This is a genomic window from Zoogloea sp. 1C4, assembly GCF_009469605.1.
Lineage (GTDB): Bacteria > Pseudomonadota > Gammaproteobacteria > Burkholderiales > Rhodocyclaceae > Zoogloea > Zoogloea oryzae.
In genome coordinates this window covers 22,763-39,422 of record NZ_SSXU01000023.1, presented here as the reverse complement: position 1 = coordinate 39,422, position 16,660 = coordinate 22,763, and the positions used below count along the sequence as shown (strand labels likewise).

The following is a 16,660-nucleotide window of genomic DNA, read 5'->3' as shown; positions in this document are numbered from 1 at the left end:
CGCGACGGGCTGGCCCTCAGCCGCCCGCCGCGACGATCTGCCCGAGGCGCTTCAACGCCGCCTCGATGTTGGGGTTGAAGGGCGTCCCGCAGCTGATCCGCAAAAAGTGATCGAAGCGGCCGCTGTTGGAAAACATCAGCCCCGGCGCCACGCGGATGCCTTCCGCCAGCGCCGCGTCGAACACCTGGCCGGACGAACGCCCACCCGGCATCTCCACCCACAGCATCATCCCGCCCGACGGCATGCTGAGCCGCGTGCCGGCCGGAAAATGCGCCGCGATGGCCTCCGCCGTGGCCGCCCGCTGCGCCTTGAGCAACCGGCGCAGACGCACCAGATGGCGGTCATAGGCGTGGCTGCCCATGAACTCGGCAATCGCCAGCTGGGCCAGGGCGTCGTTGGCGCGGCTCTGGGCATGCTTGAGCATCCGGATGCGCGCCAGCCAGCGCCCGCCGAGCATCCAGCCGATGCGCATGCCCGGCGCCAGGGTCTTGTGCAGCGAGCCGCAGTGGATCACGTTGCCGGTCTTGTCCCAGGATTTGGCGGTGCGCAGCGGCAGGTCGTCGTCGCTGAGGGCGCCGTAGATGTCGTCCTCGATCAGCGCCACCTTCGCCGCGTCGCACAGGGCCACGAGGCGCGCCTTCTCCTCGTCGGGCATCACGCAGCCCAGCGGGTTCTGAAAGTTGGGCACCACCACCACCGCGCGGATCTGCGGGTGGGTGGAAAGGGCCAGCTCCAGCGCCTCGATGGACATCCCCCGGCTGGGGCTGGTGGGGATTTCCAGCGCGCGAAGGCCCAGGCTCTCGACCACCTGCAGCAGGCCAAAATACGTGGGTGATTCCACCGCCACGGTGTCGCCGGGCTGGGTGACCGCCCGCAGCGCCAGGTTGAGTGCCTCGGTGCAGCCGTGGGTGACGACGATCTCGTCCGGCGTCGGGCTCATCCCCGCCGCCATCGCCCGCCGCGCCAGCACCGCCCGGAAACCCGGATCGCCCTGGGGCGGCACCGGACTCACCAGCACCTCGGGCCGGCGCCGCAGGGCGCGCAGGGCGGCGTTCTTCAGCGCCTCCTGGGGGTAGCACTCGGGCGAGCCGAAGGCCAGCGCCAGGTTGGTGACCACCGGGTGACGCTCGCACTTCACCACGAAATCCGAGATGCGGTCGTGGATGCCCGAATACGGCGACGGCTCCAGCGCCAGCACCGTGGCGCCGGGCTCCGGCTCCTGCACCGGCTGGAGCACCGCCCGCCGGGGCGCCAGCACAAAGTAGCCGGAGCGTGGCCGAGCTTCGAGCAGGCCTTCGTCTTCAAGGCTGCGGCAGGCCTGCAGCGCGGTGGAAAGACTCACCCGGTGGGTGCGCATCAACGCCCGCACCGACGGCATCCGCGCGCCCGGCGCGAGCACGCCGCTGGCGATGGCCTGGCGGTAATGGGCGGCAAGCTGGAGATAAAGGGGGGTATCCAAGGTGGCGGCATCCATCGCGCCATGATCCCCGGGCCGGCCATCGACCCCAAGGTACAGATCGGCGCAAAACACACCATAACAGATGCGCAATATTCAATCTGTACCGATACAGGAAGCGTTTTCCTGTGCCTGTACCGATCACCCCCGCAACGCTTAGGCTGACGTCGTCCCCAGCAAGGAGCACGACCATGGACCAGCAACCCGCCGACGACGCTCGCCGCCTCGAACTTCAGCGCGGAGAACAGTGGATGAAACACCTCACGGCCGGCACCCGGCTCGTCGTGATCGACGGCGCCGCCCGGCTCGAAGGCCCGCCCTGCTGGCTGGGCGACACCTTGCACACGCCCCGCCAGCATCTCGCCGCCGGCGACGACTGGGTGGTGAGCGCTACCGGGTGGGTCAGGGTGAGCGCGGAGCGGCCGTGCGCGCTGGTGTGCATCACGCCCTCACACGCCAGCCCGGGCGGCTGGCTGAAGACGCGACTGGAGAAACTGCGGGAAAGACTGCGGGGATGGCTGCGGATCAGCGCGGCAGCAGACGGACGCCCGACGGCTCGCGGTTGCTGACCACCGGACGCGCGCCCAGCTCGGCCGGCGTGACCACCACCGGCACAACCGTGGCGCCCGCCTTGGCCGCCGGCGCCACGTAGGTGCACGGCCGGTCGGTGAACACGACATTCGCACCCTCGCCGCACTTGTAAACCGCGGCCTGGGCAGCCAGCGGCAACATCAGAACGCCCAGCACAAGCATCTTCATGATGACTCCCGAAACAGGGACGGCGAAGGACAGGAAGGAAACGGCGGAAAGACTCAGCGCTTCGGGCGGTTCAGCCCGTAGCCCCGCTCGAAATCCCATTCGGCGAGGATCTCCGCCGCCTGGCAGGCCAGCTCGGCGTTGGCAAACCCCTCGGGTGAAGGCACCCGCACGAAAGTCTGGATCGGACGGCGATCGGTCTTGTGCAGGACGTCGTACCACCCGTCCCAACGGTTCTGGCCCTGCCGCAGCACCGCGTAGGGCTTGAGGATCACATCCCGCTTGATCAACACCATCAGACTCTCCGTCCAGGAAGCGCCCTCGAAGCGGCGCGGTCACGGAACGTGATTTTAGAGAGACGGCGCGACCGGAAAGTTAAACAACATCAAAAAAGACGCCCACGAATCACATTGACACAAACCAACCCAACCATACCCATTCCGGGTCTGGACAACTCCGAAAAAGCCCAATATGGGTTGATGGATGATTCAACCATCGCTTCGGCGCACCCCGCTCCGGGCCGCCACCCGGAAGTAGATCCGGTAGGGCAGGCAGCGCAACAGCTTGAGCATCAGCGTGAAGCGCCGGGGAAAGTGGATCTCGAAGCGCCCCCGAGCCATCCCTTCGATGATCTGGCGGGCCGCGTCGGGCGCGCCGACCAGCGCCGGCATCTCGAAATCCACGCAGGCCATCAGCCGTGGCGTGGCAACGAAGCCCGGGTTGATGAGGAACACCGACACGCCGTGGGGCGCCAGCTCCAGGTACAGCGTCTCGGCAAAATTGATCAGCGCCGCCTTGCTCGGCCCGTAAGCCAGCGCCTCCGGCAGCCCCCGATAGCCCGCCACACCGCCGACAATGGCGATCGCCCCACCCCGCTGGCGCAGGAGCTGGGGCACCACCGCCGCCACGCCATCGACCACCCCGAGGAGGTTGGTGTGCACCGTCTGCCGGGCGGTGTCGACGGTGAGATCCCAGGCCCGCATCGGCATGTAGGTGCCGGCGCTCAGGATCACCACATCCACCCCGCCCCACGCATCGAGGATCTGCATCATCGCCAGGGTGAAGGCGCCGGAGTCGGTCACGTCGAGGGGTAGCACCAGCGCCTCGTCAAAGCCCTGCGCCAGCTCCCGCAGGCGGCCCCCGCTACGGGCCGACAGGGCGAGCCGCGCGCCCCGGGCGTTGAGCTCGGCAGCCAGCGCCGCACCGATGCCGCTCGAGGCACCGACGATCCACACCCGCTGGCCGCGCCAGTTGGTGATCGGCGTATTGAGGTGTCCCAACCAGCCCATGGCTCCCCCGCCCGCGCGAAACACCGGCACCCAGCCGGTGCCGGGCCGCCCTTCTTTCAGCGTAGTGCATCCGCCGACGCCTGCCAGTCGAGTTGTGTCGCGCCTGCCTCAGCCGTAACGCGGCGCCGGCACGAGCCGCTGGCGGGGCACCCGTTCCATCGACCAGTTGGCCCGTGCCCAGGCCCACAGGGCGTCGAGACTCGCGTCGACCAGCCCGTCCGGGGGCGCCTGCCCGAGAAAATCCAGCGCATCCGCCAGCACCTGCTGGGGCCGGGCGTCCTCCACCGCCCGGGCCAGGGTCTGCTTGGAGAGCTTCTCGCCCGCGGCATTGCCCGCCACCGGCAGGTGGGCGTAGCGCGGCGTGGGATAGCCCAGCGCGCGCTGGAGCAGGATCTGGCGGGGCGTGGAATCGAGCAGGTCGGCGCCGCGCACCACGTCCGTGACGCCGGCCTCGGCGTCATCCACCACCACCGCCAGCTGGTAGGCGAACAGGCCATCGGCCCGCAGCAGCACGAAATCCCCCACATCGGCCGCCACGTCCTCCTCCACGGGCCCCTGCACCGCGTCGTCGAAACTCACCACGCCGGGCGCAACCCGCAGCCGCCAGGCCCGCGCCTCGCGCCCTGCCGGCAGGCCATCGCGGCAGGTGCCGGGATAGCGCCGGGTGCCGTCCCGGGCGAGGGCCGAGTCGGCCATCTCCTTGCGGGTGCAGGCGCAGCCGAACACCCGCCCGGCAGCACGCAGGCGCTCGAAGGCCGCCTCATAGGCCGACGTCCGTGCGCTCTGCCAGACCACCGGCCCGTCCCATTCAAAACCGAAGCGCGCCAGCGTGCGCAGAATGCCGTCGGCCGCGCCGGGCACGCTGCGGGGCGCATCCACGTCCTCGATGCGCAGCAGCCACCGCCCCCCCGCAGCCCGGGCAGCCAGGCAGCTCCCCACCGCCGCAACGATGGATCCGAAGTGCAGCGGCCCGGTGGGCGAGGGCGCAAATCGTCCTACCGGCAGGCCCGCGCCGGCCGCCAGTTCATGACTGTTCACAAAAACATGCCTTAACAAATTTTGACATTGCCTTTTAAATCATCAAGTTACTGAAATAGCGCAGGAAACCTATGACTTTCGGCATATTTCACCAAACCCGCGGGCCCTTGATAATCGCGCTGGCGCTGCGTTTCGGTCTACGCCCGTTTTGCCCCACATCCCGCAGCATCTGCCCAACCCAAAGCCTCGTACCGACGCCCGCCGCATGAAACTTGGCACGCTTGCCCTTCTCCGCCAGGAATCGCCACGCAGCCCAGCTACCGGCACAGGCACATCCTCCCCCCATCGGGCGAGTCTCCCGCTGCTCCATCTGGGCATCCAGTTTGCCGCCATCGTAACCGTGCTGGCCCTGTGGCCCCACATGGGCAACCAGGACCCACTGCTCGCCTGGTGGCTCGGGCTCACACTCAGCCAGCTGCTGATGCTCGGCATGTCCCTGCCCGACGCCCAGGCCAGCCCGCAGCCCCGGCACGACGACGTTCCCCTGCGCAGCTACTTCTCTTCCGCCGGCCCGATCATCGGCGGCGCAGCCTGGGGCGCCCTCGCCCTGGTCGGCCCCTACGACGCGAGCCCCCAGTCCCAGGCGATCCTGTGCGTGGTCCTGTGCAGCGTCACGCTGGCCGGTACCGGGTTCAGCCGCAGCGTGAGCAGCTACTCGGCCTTCGCCGCCACGGTACTGCTGCCGCTGTTCATCCTGCTGGTGGCGAGCCCACCGGCGCGGGTGCCGGGCGCGGCCTTCTGGCTGCTGGCGTTCGCCGCCTTCGCACTGATCGTACGCAGCCTGCACACCGGCCGTGAAGGCCCTCCGCAGGATAGCCTGGCAGCGTTCGAAACCACCTTGATGCCCCACCAGGCCATGGTCGACAACGCCCGCGCCGCCATCGTGCTGTCCCGCGGCAACCGGGTCGAATTGTGCAACCGGCGCTTTGCCGAGATGATGCGCGTCGACGAGAGCGGCATCGCCGGCTCCCGCCTGCTGGATGGCTTCGAGAGCCGGGCCGACTGGCACCATCACGCCCGGGCCGCCGATACGGCGATCCGGCGTGGCAGCACCTATCACGCCTCGACGCGCCTCCGGCGCCGCGACGGCAGCGTGTTCTGGGCCGAGATCACCGGCCAGGCGATCGACCCGGAGAGCCACCCGCCCCAGGTGGTCTGGGTGGCCTTCGACGTGACCGAGAGGATGATGGACAGCGCCCGCGAGGAGCTGCTCGCCTCGCAGCTGCGCACGCTGATCGCCCGGAGCACCGACTGGTACTGGAAGACCGACCCCCAGCACCGCCTGATGCACGTCACCCACGAAGCGGAGCGCACCAACGACACCCTCAAGGCCAACCTGGGCCGCAAGTGGTGGCAGCTCCACCGCCAGGGCGGCAACGCGCGCCCCGGTCAATCCGACGTGCGCGCGGCCTTCGAAGGCTGCAATGGCTTTCGCGACCTGCTGGTTGAACTGCCCAACGGCAACAACCCGCCCCTGTGGCTGAGCCTGTGCGGCACACCGCGCTTCAACGAGCACGGCGCCTTCCTGGGCCACCACGGTACCGCCGTCGACGTGACCGAGCAGGTGCGCAGCACCGAACGGATCCGCCATCTGGCCTACCACGATGCGCTCACCGGCCTGCCCAACCGGCGCCTGCTGACCGACCGGCTGACCCTCGCAATCGCCCGCGCCCAGCGCTATTCCGAGCGGGTCGGGCTGCTGTTTGTCGATCTGGATGATTTCCGGCGCATCAACGACCTGGGTGGCCACGCCGCCGGCGATCAGGCCCTGCTGGAGATCGCCGACCGCCTGCGCACCTGCGTGCGCGCCTGCGACACGGTGGCGCGCCTGGGCAGCGATGAATTCGTGATCCTGCTGGCCGAGCTCGACGAAGCCGGCGACGCCAACCGGGTTGCGGCGAAGATCCTCAGCACCCTGCACGAGCCCCTCGCCGCCCACACCGCCTGCCATCCGGTCAGCACCAGCATCGGCGTGGCCACGTTCCCGGAAGACGCGACGAGCGCCGAAGATCTCATCAAGATCGCCGACACCCGGATGTACCGCGCCAAGCGGCGCGGCGGGCAGCGCATCGAAGGGCGGGACGGCGCCCATCCCGGCGTCGCCCCCAGCCTCGCCACGCTGCCCGTCTGAATCAGGCCGGCTCGGCGCGCCGCACCCGGCGCTGACGCACGGCCTCGGCCAGCACGTCGAGCACCATCAGGCTGTCTTCCCAGCCGATGCACGCGTCGGTGATGCTCTTGCCGTACTCCAGCTCCACGCCCGGCTTCAGATCCTGGCGACCTTCCTTCAGGTGGGATTCGACCATCACGCCCATGATGCGGTCGTTGCCGGCCGCCATCTGGCCCGCCACGTCCCGCGCCACCTCCACCTGCAGCTTGTGCTGCTTGCGGCTGTTGGCGTGGGAGAAATCGATCATCAGCTTGCCCTGCACGCCCGCGGCGGAAAGCTCCTTGCAGGCCGCATCGACGCTGGCCGCATCAAAGTTGGGGCCGGCGCCGCCGCGCAGGATCAGGTGACAGTCTTCGTTGCCGGCGGTGGACACGATGGCCGAGTGACCAGCCTTGGTCACCGACAGGAAGTGATGCGGCGCCTGGGCGGCCTTGATCGCATCCACGGCGATGCGCACGTTGCCATCGGTGCCGTTCTTGAAGCCCACCGGGCACGACAGGCCGGAGGCCAGCTCGCGGTGCACCTGGCTCTCGGTGGTGCGGGCACCGATGGCGCCCCAGGCGATCAGGTCGGCGATGTACTGCGGCGTGATCATGTCGAGGAATTCGGTGGCCGCCGACAGGCCCAGCTCGTTGATCTCGGCCAGCAGCTGGCGCGCCAGACGCAGGCCTTCGTTGATCGCGAAGCTGCCGTCCAGGTGCGGATCGTTGATCAGCCCCTTCCAGCCAACGGTGGTGCGCGGCTTCTCGAAGTACACCCGCATCACGATCAGCAGGTCGTCCTTCAGGCGCTCGGCCTCGACCTTCAGGCGGCGGGCGTATTCCATCGCCGCGGCGTAGTCGTGGATCGAGCACGGGCCAATCACCACCAGCAGGCGGTCGTCGGCGCCAAACAGGATGCGGTGGATCGCCGTGCGCGCCTCGAAAGTGGTCGCCGCGGCCTTGGGCGATGCCGGAAACTCGCGCAGCACATGGGCGGGCGGGGCGAGCTCCTTGATGGCCTTGATACGGACGTCGTCGATGTGGATTTTCGAGGAGGCGTGCATGGTGAATCCTGTCGGCTTTGCTTGAGGGAATCGGCAATTCTAGCCGATGCGCCCGGCCCGTAACACGACGCCCTTCCCGTCGGCATGACTTGCAGCGCATCTGGCACCGACGCGCAGCCTTGAACTGTATTTTTATATAGTCTAATCTTGGCAAGATGAAGCCCCCAAGCCTGCCCCGCGGCCGCGGCAGCCGCCTCAATCCGGGCGACCGCTTTGCCGACTGGCAGCGCGCCGCCTTCGACGACGGCTGGGCCGACGACGTAGCGGATGAGCCCGATCACGGCCCGGCCACCACCCTGCTTCTCGACAAGGCCCGCTCAGTGATCGTCCGCAACGCCTCGCCCGACGTGCCCTTCGCCCAGTCGATCAACCCCTACAAGGGTTGCGAGCACGGCTGCGCCTACTGTTTCGCGCGCCCGGGCCATGCCTATCTGGGCCTCTCGCCGGGGCTGGATTTCGAGACGAAGATCGCCTGGAAACCCGACGCGCCGGCGGTGCTGCGGCGGGAGCTCGCCGCCCCCGGCTACCGCTGCCAGCCCGTCGCGCTGGGCATCAACACCGACGGCTGGCAGCCTGTCGAGCGGCGCCTGGGCCTGACCCGCCAGCTGCTGGCGATCCTCGCCGAAACCCGCCACCCGGTGTCCATCGTCACCAAGTCGGCGCTGATCGAGCGGGACATCGACCTCCTCGCCGATCTCGCCCGGGACGGGCTGGTGCAGGTGATGTTTTCGGTCACCACCCTCGATCCGCGCCTCGCCCGCCAGCTCGAACCCCGCGCCGCCAGCCCGGCCCGGCGTCTGGCCGCCATGGCCCGGCTGCACGGCGCCGGCGTGCCGGTGGGCGTGCTCTTCGCGCCGCTGATCCCGGCGATCAACGATCATGAGATGGAAAAGGTGCTCGAAGCGGCACAGGCAGCCGGCGCCGAGACGGCCGGCTACGTGCTGCTGCGCCTGCCACGGGAGCTGCGGGAATTGTTCGAGGACTGGCTCGTCACCCATTACCCGGACCGGGCGGGCCATGTGCTGAGCCTGCTGCGCCAGCTTCGGGGTGGGGAACTCAACGACAGCCGCTTCGGCCACCGGATGCGCGGCGAGGGCGTGTTTGCCGATCTGTACAGCCAGCGCCTGCGGCGCTGCTGCGAGCGGCTCGGGCTCAATCGCAACCGCCGTCAGCTGGTCACTACGGCCTTCCGGCCGCCGGGGCGAGACGACGGTCAACTCGCGCTGTTCTGATCAGCGCGTCAAACAGCCGGAGCAACAACCTTTAGCGGCGGATCTGCACGCCCCACCCGAAGCCGCCGCCGTAGCCACGGCGCCCAGGGTAGCCGTAGGGCCACATGGGGTCGGCGTAGGGCGAGTAGTAAGGAGAGTAGGCCGGGCCATAGTAGGCGCGACGGCGGCGCTCCTCTTCGGCCCGGGCGCGGTCTGCCGCCTCGATCCGGGCGGTGTCGGCACGCACCTTGTCGGCGGTGGCCTGGTCTTGCGCCCAGCGCGCCTGGGCGGCGGCAAGCTCGTCCAGCACCGCCGGGGCCACGCCCTGGCCGGCAAAGCGGGCACGCTCTTCGGGCGTCACCGCAAGATGAGTGCCGGTGCGGCGGATGTCCTCGATCAGCGCGGCGGGCGATTCGCCCGCCCTGGAGCGCTGGATGATCTGCTCGACCGTCAGCGGCCCGGCGCGTCTTGCTGCGGCGATGGTCTCCAGCTCGCCCGGGCTCAATCGATCGGCGGAAGGCGCCACCCGCGGCGCAGCACACCCGGCCAGCACCGCCACCGATGCCGCAGCCGCCGCAAGCCATCCAAGACGCTTCATGGGCTCAGCTGGCGATCTTTTCATAGAGCGACACGACCGCGTCCATCTGCTCCAGGATGCGCTCGCTGGTCGTCGCCACATCGGCCGCGGCTTTCTTCAGATCGCCGGATGCGCGCAGGCTCAGGGCATTCTGGAAGAAGAACCACTGCTGCTCCACCAGCCCCAGCTCGGACTTGATCTGAGCGGTGTTCTGGGGCGCGGTCTTGAGCTCGTCCAGGGCCTTGGCGAACTCCTTCATCGCTCCGTCAAGCATCTCCCGGGCGGGCTCGGGATTGACGCCCACCTGTCGGAAGAAATAGGCCTTCGCCATCCGCTGGGACAGCATGCGCTGCCGGCCCGAGAGGTTGACCAGCCGGCCGGCCGGCGTGCCAGCCACTCTTTCGTAGGCGACGGTGAGTTTCTGCGCCGCGCCGAGCACCGCGTCGCTGCCGCCCCACACCAGCTTGGCGTCGGAGCGGATGTCCGCCAGCAGCGGCCGATAACGGCCCCACTCGGATTCGAGGAGCAAATACGCGGAGCGGACTTCGTCGTTGGGCTGCAGGCCACGCAGCTCGACAAGCTGCTGATCGAAGAGCCGCACCGAGTGGTCGAGGATGCTCTTTGCCCGATCGGGCAGCACGCCTTCGACCAGCATCAGCCACGCCTTGGCGCTGCGCTGGGACAGCATCCGCTGGCGGCCGGCGCGGTTGATCGCACCTGGCAGCGACAGGCCCGCAGGCGCGGGGGGCGTCGGAGCGGCCTGAAGTGCCGACGCCAGCGGCACGAGGGTGGCAGCAGCAAGAAACTCACGACGCTTCATTTCAACCTCCAGTTCCGCCAACGGTCAGGCCGTCGATGCGCAGGGTCGGCTGACCAACGCCCACCGGCACGCTCTGGCCATCCTTGCCGCAGGTGCCGACCCCCGGGTCGAGCGCCAGGTCGTTGCCGATCATCGAGACGCGGGTCAGGCAGTCGGGGCCGTTGCCGATGAGCGTGGCGCCCTTCACCGGGCGGGTGACCTTGCCGTCCTCGATGAGATAGCACTCGGAGGTGGAGAACACGAACTTGCCGGAGGTGATGTCCACCTGACCGCCACCGAAGTTGGCGGCGTAGAGGCCGTTCTTCACCGACGCGATGATCTCCGCCGGCTCGTGCTGGCCGGCCAGCATGATGGTGTTGGTCATCCGCGGCAGGGGCAGGTGGGCGAAGGATTCGCGGCGGCCGTTGCCGGTGGGCGCGACGCCCATCAGGCGGGCGTTGAGCATGTCCTGCATGTAGCCGGTGAGGATGCCGTCCTCGATCAGCACGGTGCGCTGGGTGGGGTTGCCCTCGTCGTCGATGGTGAGCGAGCCGCGGCGGTCCGGCAGGGTGCCGTCATCCACCACCGTCACGCCCTTGGCCGCCACCTGCTGGCCGATGCGGCCGCAGAAAGCCGAGCTCTCCTTGCGGTTGAAGTCGCCCTCCAGCCCGTGGCCGATGGCCTCGTGGAGCAGGATGCCGGGCCAGCCGTTGCCGAGCACCACGGTCATCAGGCCGGCCGGCGCCGGGCCGGCGCCCAGGTTGACCCGCGCCTGATGCACCGCAGCCTTGGCAAAGCCCGACAGCACCTCGTCGCTGAAATAACCGTAGTCGTAGCGCCCGCCGCCACCGCCGGAGCCCTGCTCGCGGCGGCCGTTCTCTTCCATGATGACGCTGACCGACACCCGCACCAGCGGGCGCACGTCGGCGGCCAGATGGCCGTCGCTGCGCGCCACCAGCACGACTTCCCACGAACCGACCAGGCTCGCCATGACTTCCTTGACGCGCGGGTCTTCGGCCCGGGCCATGGCTTCGAGGCGCTCCAGCAGCTTGACCTTGGCCACGTCGTCCAGCGAGCCGTGGGGGTTGTCGGCCCGGTACAGGGCCGGCGGGCCTTTCTTGACGGCCTCGATCTTGTGAGCCTTGCGGCGGCCACTGTCGGCGATCGCGCGGGTGGCCGCGGCGGCATCCTTCAGGGCCTTCAGGCTGATGTCGTCGGAGTAGGCGAAGGCGGTCTTCTCGCCGGTGATGGCGCGCACGCCGACGCCCTGCTCGATGTTGAAGCTGCCCGACTTGACGATGCCCTCCTCCAGGCTCCAGGCCTCGGAGCGGTGGTACTGGAAGTACAGGTCGGCGTAGTCGAGCTTGTGCCGGAAGAGCTTGCCAAAGACCTTGTCGAGATCCTCGAAGTCGAGGTCGTAGGGCTTGAGCAGCAGCTTGCTGGCGATCTTCAGGGGGTTCTGCGGGGGATTCTTGCTCATGTTCGGGTGCGGCTTTCAGCTGATCTTGCGGTGTTTGAGGGCCGGCAGGCTGGCGCGGACTTCGGCGATGCGGGCCGGGTCGAGGTCGGCGACGACCACGCCGGGGCCTTCCGGCAGGCGGGCGACGACTTCGCCCCATGGATCGATGATGAGGCTGTCGCCCCAGGTGCGCCGGCCGCCCGGGTGGACGCCGCCCTGGGCGCTGGCGAGCACGTAGCACTGGTTCTCGATGGCCCGGGCGCGCAGCAGGACTTCCCAGTGGGCCCGTCCGGTGGTGTAGGTGAAGGCGGCGGGCAGGACGATCAGATCGACCTCGCCCATCGCCCGGAAGAGCTCGGGAAAGCGCAGGTCGTAGCAGATCGACAGGCCGACGGTGCCGCACGGGCCGTCGAAGGTGACCACGTCGCTGCCCGGCTCGATGGTGGCGGATTCGTCGTAGCGCTCGCTGCCCCGCACGAAGCCAAAGAGATGCACCTTGTCGTAGCGGGCCACGCGCCGGCCGGTGTCGTCGAAGACCATGGTGGTATTGCGCACCTTGTCCGGCACATCGGCCTCGAGCGGGCACGAGCCGCCCACCAGCCACACCTTGTGGCGGCGCGCGGCGTCTTTCATGAAGGCCTGGATCGGGCCGTCGCTGTCCCGTTCGCGAATGCGCACCTTGGCGGATTCGTCAGGGGTGATGAGCGGAAAATACTCGGGCAGCACGACGAGGCACGCGCCGGCGGCGGCAGCCTCGCCGATCAGCCGGTCGGCCTCGGCGAGGTTGGCGTCCACATCGGGGCCCGACACCATCTGGACGGCGGCGATACGGCAGGAAGGGCGGTCGCTCATTGTTTATCCTCACGGGATGGATCGGCGCGGTCCGGGGCCCGGCGCAGCACCGGGGCGGGCGCGGCGGAGATCTTTTCAACCTTGGGATCGGACCATCCCCCGGTCACGGCGTATTCGAAGCTGAACAGTTTTTCCACCGGGTCGCGCAGCACCTTCTGGACAAGGTAGGCCGCAAGACCGACCGCCGGATTGATCACCCCGGTGGTCGCAATGGCAGAACCGAAGGCGACGGACTCGGACAGCGTCGGCTGGACGCGCACCCGCAAGTTCTGGGTTTCGCGGCTGGCGTCGGCCTCGCCGCTCATGAACACCCGCGCCGCGGGGCCGAGGATCTCGAGGTCGTCAGTCCGGAGCACGCCCTGGTTCATCTGGATGCTACCGGAAATGCGGTCGAAGGCGAATCCTTCGGAAAACACGTCCCGGAAGTCCAGGGTGATGCGCCGCGGCAGCGCCTGCAGGCTGAGCACCCCGAGCAGACGTCCGACGCCCGGCTCGAGCTGGGCGAACTGTCCGTTCTCTGCCTGCACGCGCATCTTGCCTCCGAGACTGGCGATGTGCAGCGCGGTCGGCGGGCCGCGCCACACCACTTCGCCTTCGAGTTCGCCCTTGCCGCGCCGCACGGCCTCGGGGTAGCCAAGCCGGGCGAGCATCCTTTCCACATTGCTCACGTCGAGCTTGAAGCCGAGCCGGGTTTCCTCCCGGGCGCCCGGCCGCCACACACCCTTGCCCGACAGGCTGCCGTCCGGGTTGGTGATGGTGAGCTGGTCGAGCCGCCACAGGTCGCCCCGGTTGGCGGCCTTGAGTTCGAGCCGGCCGAGCTGGTGGCCACGCAGCACGAAGCTGTCGGCGGTCACGTCGAGCCCAGGCAGCTCGGACAGGCGTTCCTCGTCGGGCCGGGAAGTGTCGGCCGCGCCATCCTTGGCGCCGCTTCCCAGCGCCAGCTGGCGGAAACGGGCCTGGAGCCGGCCACGGCCCTGGTCGCGCCACATGATGTCGCCGGTGGCCTCCTTGCTCGACATCCGCGCCTGCCAGCCGCCTTCCTCCATCACCGCCCGGAGATTCACATCGCTGAGACGCTGACCGAGGATGCGAAGTTCGCCGGCCCGGAGCGCCAGCCCGGAAAGCGGAAAGCCCGCGTCGCCGGTGCCCGTCGGGTCGGCCGGGCGCTGCTGCCGCTCGGGGTTGCCCTCCAGCGCCTTGCGCCAGGCGTCGGCATCCAGCCGGTCGGCGGTGGCGGCCACCAGCACGCCCTTGTCGGCCAGCCGCACCGGCTCGTTGAGGGCGATCCCGCCGCGGGTGATGATCGCCTTGCCGTGCTCGAAGCGCCGCTGGAACTGGGCCTGGAAGACCGACCCGGCGGCCAGCTTGAGCACGTCGCCCGTCACCCCGCCGCTACCCGGCGGCACGCTGATCTCGAAGCGGAAGGGCAGGCTGCCGGCGGCCGACTTGTTGAGCGGGTCGGGCAGGCTCGACACCACGCCCTGCAGGTTGCTGTCGAGCACGAACTCGACGCCGCCCTTCTTGGGCACCGTCACCGCGCCCTTCCAGGCGGCGCTGCCGGAAAGGTGGTCGAGGAGCGGCAGATCGAGCTCCTGGCGCAGCGCGGCGACGCTCAGGCTGCCCTGGGCGTTGAGCACCACGCTGCCGTCCGGGCGGGTGCCGCCGGCCACGCTCACCGCGTCGCCCAGCACCTTCGCGACGCCGTTCTTCACCGTCAGCTGGCTCTCGGTGAAGCCGATCCGCCCGCCCGCATCGGCAAAAACCGGCAGGGCCGGATCGACCTGCAGCCGGTTGCGGGCAAAGACGTATTCGCCGCGCACCTTCGATTCGTGCATGTGGTGCAGCGGCAGCACCAGCTGCAGGCTCAGGTTGCCGGCGCCCTCGACCCGGAAGGGATCGGTGAAGTGGTTGATGCTGTCGCCCACCGGGCTCTGGGCGATGAAGCGCAGGAAATCCTGGCTCGGGCCGCTCGCCGCGCCGTTGATGGTGAGCACCGCGTCGTGCTCGAAATCCGGCAGCGCCACGCTCACGTCCTTCAGCTCGGCACCGAAGATGCGGCCGCGGTGGGCCTTGATGTTCATCCCTGCGCCTTCGAAGAGGAGTTCGCCGGAGATGCCGTCGATCTTCGGCCAGCCCTGGGCGTAGTCGAGCTGGCCGTCGGTCACCCGGGCGGTGACACGGAAGGTGCCGTCCTTGGGGTTGCGGAAGGGGAACTTCGCCAGATCACCCTTCAACACCAGCCGCGCGTCCTGCGCCTTGCCGCCGACGAGGCTGTGCTGCAGCCAGTCGCGGGCGCCGGCGCCGACCACCGCCGGCATGTAGCGCCACACGGCGCGGGCGTCGGCCTCGGAGAGGCGCGCCTGCAGGTCGATCTCGCCCGGCGTATCGGCGTGGGCGCGGTAACGCCCGGCGGCAGAACCGCGGGTGTCGCGGTTGGCAAAGTTGGCGCTGGCGAGGCTCACCTCCAGCTGGCCGCCCGGATGGCTCCAGCTGCCTTCGGCCGAGATCTCGGCCAGGGCCAGCTGTGGCTGGGGAAAGATCTGCGGCAGCTCAAGCGTGGCGTCGCGGCCGGTGAGGTTGAAGCGCCCACCTCGCTCGTTGCCATCCACCCGCCCCGACAGCCCGGAGAACCCCGGCCACGCACCCACTGGCTCGATGCCCAGCCCGGCGAAGCGCGCATCCACCGAATAGCTGAGCAGCCGCCCCGCGTCGCTGCTCCATTTGAGATTGACCGGCGCGACGCTACCCTGAGGCGCCAGACTGGCCAGCCGGGCGCGGACGGCCGGGTCGAGGGGCAGGCGCTCCGCCAGCCGCGACAGCACGCCCAGGTCGAGCCGGTTGGCGACGAACTCGCCGCGGGCCGGCGTGGCGCCGGATTTGTCGCGCAGGGAGAGGAAGAAATCGGTGGGCGCGAGGCTCAGGCCATCCTTGCTCTCGAGGCTGAGCTGGCGGCCGCTGGCTTCGGTGACGCCACCCTCGTCGTGATAGCGCAGCCGGCCGGACGCCCGCACCAGCGGGATGGGCTCCAGCTCCTTCGCCAGCCGGGCGCGGGCGTTGCTGAGGGCGAAGTCGGCGGTGACGCCGGTGGCGCGGCCGTCGGCGAACTCGAACCACACCCGCAGCCCGCCGGCGCCTTCGACCGCCAGCGGGTAATCCACCCACTGGCGCCACGCGCCCAGATCGGCGTAATCGAGCCCGGCGTAGAGCTCGCCACGCCATTCGGCGGGCTTGGCCGGATCGCGCCCGCGCAGGTCGCCGCGCAGGTCGAGGGTGGCCGCCAGGCGGCTGGGCGGCTGGGCGGTGAGGCCGAACCGGTGGTGGCTGCCGCTGTTGTCGAGGCGGAACTCCAGCTTGTCGAGCACCAGCTCGTCAGCCCCGCGCAGGGCGTCGCGCCAGCTGAGGCGAGCGTTGCGGATCTGGATGCGGCGCTGGTCGAACAGCCATTGGGCGAAGTCGCCCTTCTCGCCATCGGTCTTCACGGCCAGCCCGGCGACGAAGATCTGCCCGTCGGCGTCGCGGCGGATGGCCAGATCGGGGGAATCGATCTCCAGCCGGTTGAGGCGCAGCCGCATCAGCAGCAGCGACACCCAGGCCGGCTCGGCCTCCACGTGGTCGAGGGTCAGGGCCGGCTGGCCGGCGGCATCCTTGATGGTGAGCCCGCCGATGCGGAAGGTGGGATGCAGGCCGACCCAGTCGGCGGTGAGGCTGGCGATCTCCACCGGTCGGCCGAGGGAGCGGGACAGCAGGTCGGCCACTTCGCCCCGGTAGGCCGGCACGTTGGGCAGCACCCCGTGGCGCACACCGAGGAAAGCCACACCGCCGACGAAATACGCCACCAGCGCCAGCACCGCCAGGCGATGCAGGCAGAAGCGCGGCAGGTGCAGCAGGGACGACAGGGAGAATCGCCGTTCGGTCACTCGGAAGGCAGGCGCGGGCCGCAGGTGGGATCAACAGCGCACCGCCGCGCACCGACGCATCCGGCATCAGGCTTGACGAAAATCAGTCCGG

General features: G+C 69.4%; 14 protein-coding genes. 3 read left to right on the top strand and 11 right to left on the bottom strand.

The genetic code is table 11. The features are described from left to right. Positions 1-16 precede the first annotated feature (16 nt). On the bottom strand, positions 17-1,459 hold the full coding sequence (locus GH681_RS19500; protein WP_153163216.1) for a PLP-dependent aminotransferase family protein: 1,443 nt from the start codon (positions 1,457-1,459) through the stop codon (positions 17-19). Positions 1,460-1,647: 188 nt separating this feature from the next. Between GH681_RS19500 and GH681_RS19495 the strand changes: the two genes are divergently transcribed. Next, positions 1,648-2,025, top strand: coding sequence for a hypothetical protein (locus GH681_RS19495; RefSeq protein WP_153163215.1), 378 nt, complete (start codon positions 1,648-1,650; stop codon positions 2,023-2,025). Here the strand turns inward: GH681_RS19495 and GH681_RS19490 are convergent. The 4 genes from GH681_RS19490 to gluQRS form a co-directional block, all read right to left on the bottom strand. Further along, entirely contained in the window at positions 1,982-2,215 is a 234-nt protein-coding gene (locus GH681_RS19490; protein ID WP_153163214.1) for a DUF4124 domain-containing protein, read from the bottom strand. The two genes, GH681_RS19495 and GH681_RS19490, sit on opposite strands and share 44 nt — an antisense overlap. A gap of 53 nt (positions 2,216-2,268) precedes the next feature. Then, positions 2,269-2,508: a hypothetical protein gene (locus tag GH681_RS19485; RefSeq protein WP_153163213.1), complete on the bottom strand. Its 240-nt coding sequence runs from the start codon at positions 2,506-2,508 to the stop codon at positions 2,269-2,271. 192 nt (positions 2,509-2,700) lie between these two features. Further along, complete coding sequence (locus GH681_RS19480; protein ID WP_153163212.1) at positions 2,701-3,501, bottom strand: SDR family oxidoreductase; 801 nt, start codon at positions 3,499-3,501, stop codon at positions 2,701-2,703. Positions 3,502-3,609: 108 nt separating this feature from the next. Continuing rightward, complete coding sequence (gene gluQRS, locus GH681_RS19475; protein WP_228111997.1) at positions 3,610-4,539, bottom strand: tRNA glutamyl-Q(34) synthetase GluQRS; 930 nt, start codon at positions 4,537-4,539, stop codon at positions 3,610-3,612. Positions 4,540-4,744: 205 nt separating this feature from the next. On the opposite strand from gluQRS, the gene GH681_RS19470 reads away from it, so the two are divergent. Next, on the top strand, positions 4,745-6,670 hold the full coding sequence (locus GH681_RS19470) for a diguanylate cyclase (protein WP_153163211.1): 1,926 nt from the start codon (positions 4,745-4,747) through the stop codon (positions 6,668-6,670). A 1-nt stretch (position 6,671) separates the two neighbouring features. On the opposite strand, the gene aroG is transcribed toward GH681_RS19470, so the two are convergent. Then, complete coding sequence (gene aroG, locus GH681_RS19465) at positions 6,672-7,754, bottom strand: 3-deoxy-7-phosphoheptulonate synthase AroG (protein WP_153163210.1); 1,083 nt, start codon at positions 7,752-7,754, stop codon at positions 6,672-6,674. A gap of 155 nt (positions 7,755-7,909) precedes the next feature. Here aroG and GH681_RS19460 point away from each other — a divergent pair, with 155 nt between their 5' ends. Then, complete coding sequence (locus GH681_RS19460; RefSeq protein WP_153163209.1) at positions 7,910-8,986, top strand: PA0069 family radical SAM protein; 1,077 nt, start codon at positions 7,910-7,912, stop codon at positions 8,984-8,986. Positions 8,987-9,017: 31 nt separating this feature from the next. On the opposite strand, the gene GH681_RS19455 is transcribed toward GH681_RS19460, so the two are convergent. From GH681_RS19455 to GH681_RS19435, 5 genes are read right to left on the bottom strand one after another with little or no spacing between them, the layout of a single operon-like run. After that, the gene (locus GH681_RS19455) at positions 9,018-9,563 is read right to left on the bottom strand and encodes a hypothetical protein (RefSeq protein ID WP_153163208.1); all 546 of its coding nucleotides are present in this window, start codon (positions 9,561-9,563) and stop codon (positions 9,018-9,020) included. A gap of 4 nt (positions 9,564-9,567) precedes the next feature. Then, positions 9,568-10,362, bottom strand: coding sequence for a type IV pili methyl-accepting chemotaxis transducer N-terminal domain-containing protein (locus tag GH681_RS19450; protein ID WP_153163207.1), 795 nt, complete (start codon positions 10,360-10,362; stop codon positions 9,568-9,570). 1 nt (position 10,363) lies between these two features. Next, complete coding sequence (tldD, locus tag GH681_RS19445; protein ID WP_153163206.1) at positions 10,364-11,821, bottom strand: metalloprotease TldD; 1,458 nt, start codon at positions 11,819-11,821, stop codon at positions 10,364-10,366. Positions 11,822-11,836: 15 nt separating this feature from the next. Next, positions 11,837-12,652 (bottom strand): carbon-nitrogen hydrolase family protein, encoded by an 816-nt coding sequence (locus GH681_RS19440; protein ID WP_153163205.1) that lies wholly within the window; start codon positions 12,650-12,652, stop codon positions 11,837-11,839. Beyond that, positions 12,649-16,569, bottom strand: coding sequence for a YhdP family protein (locus GH681_RS19435; RefSeq protein WP_194271284.1), 3,921 nt, complete (start codon positions 16,567-16,569; stop codon positions 12,649-12,651). Before GH681_RS19435 ends, GH681_RS19440 begins: the two co-directional genes overlap by 4 nt. Between the last annotated feature and the right edge of the window lie 91 nt (positions 16,570-16,660).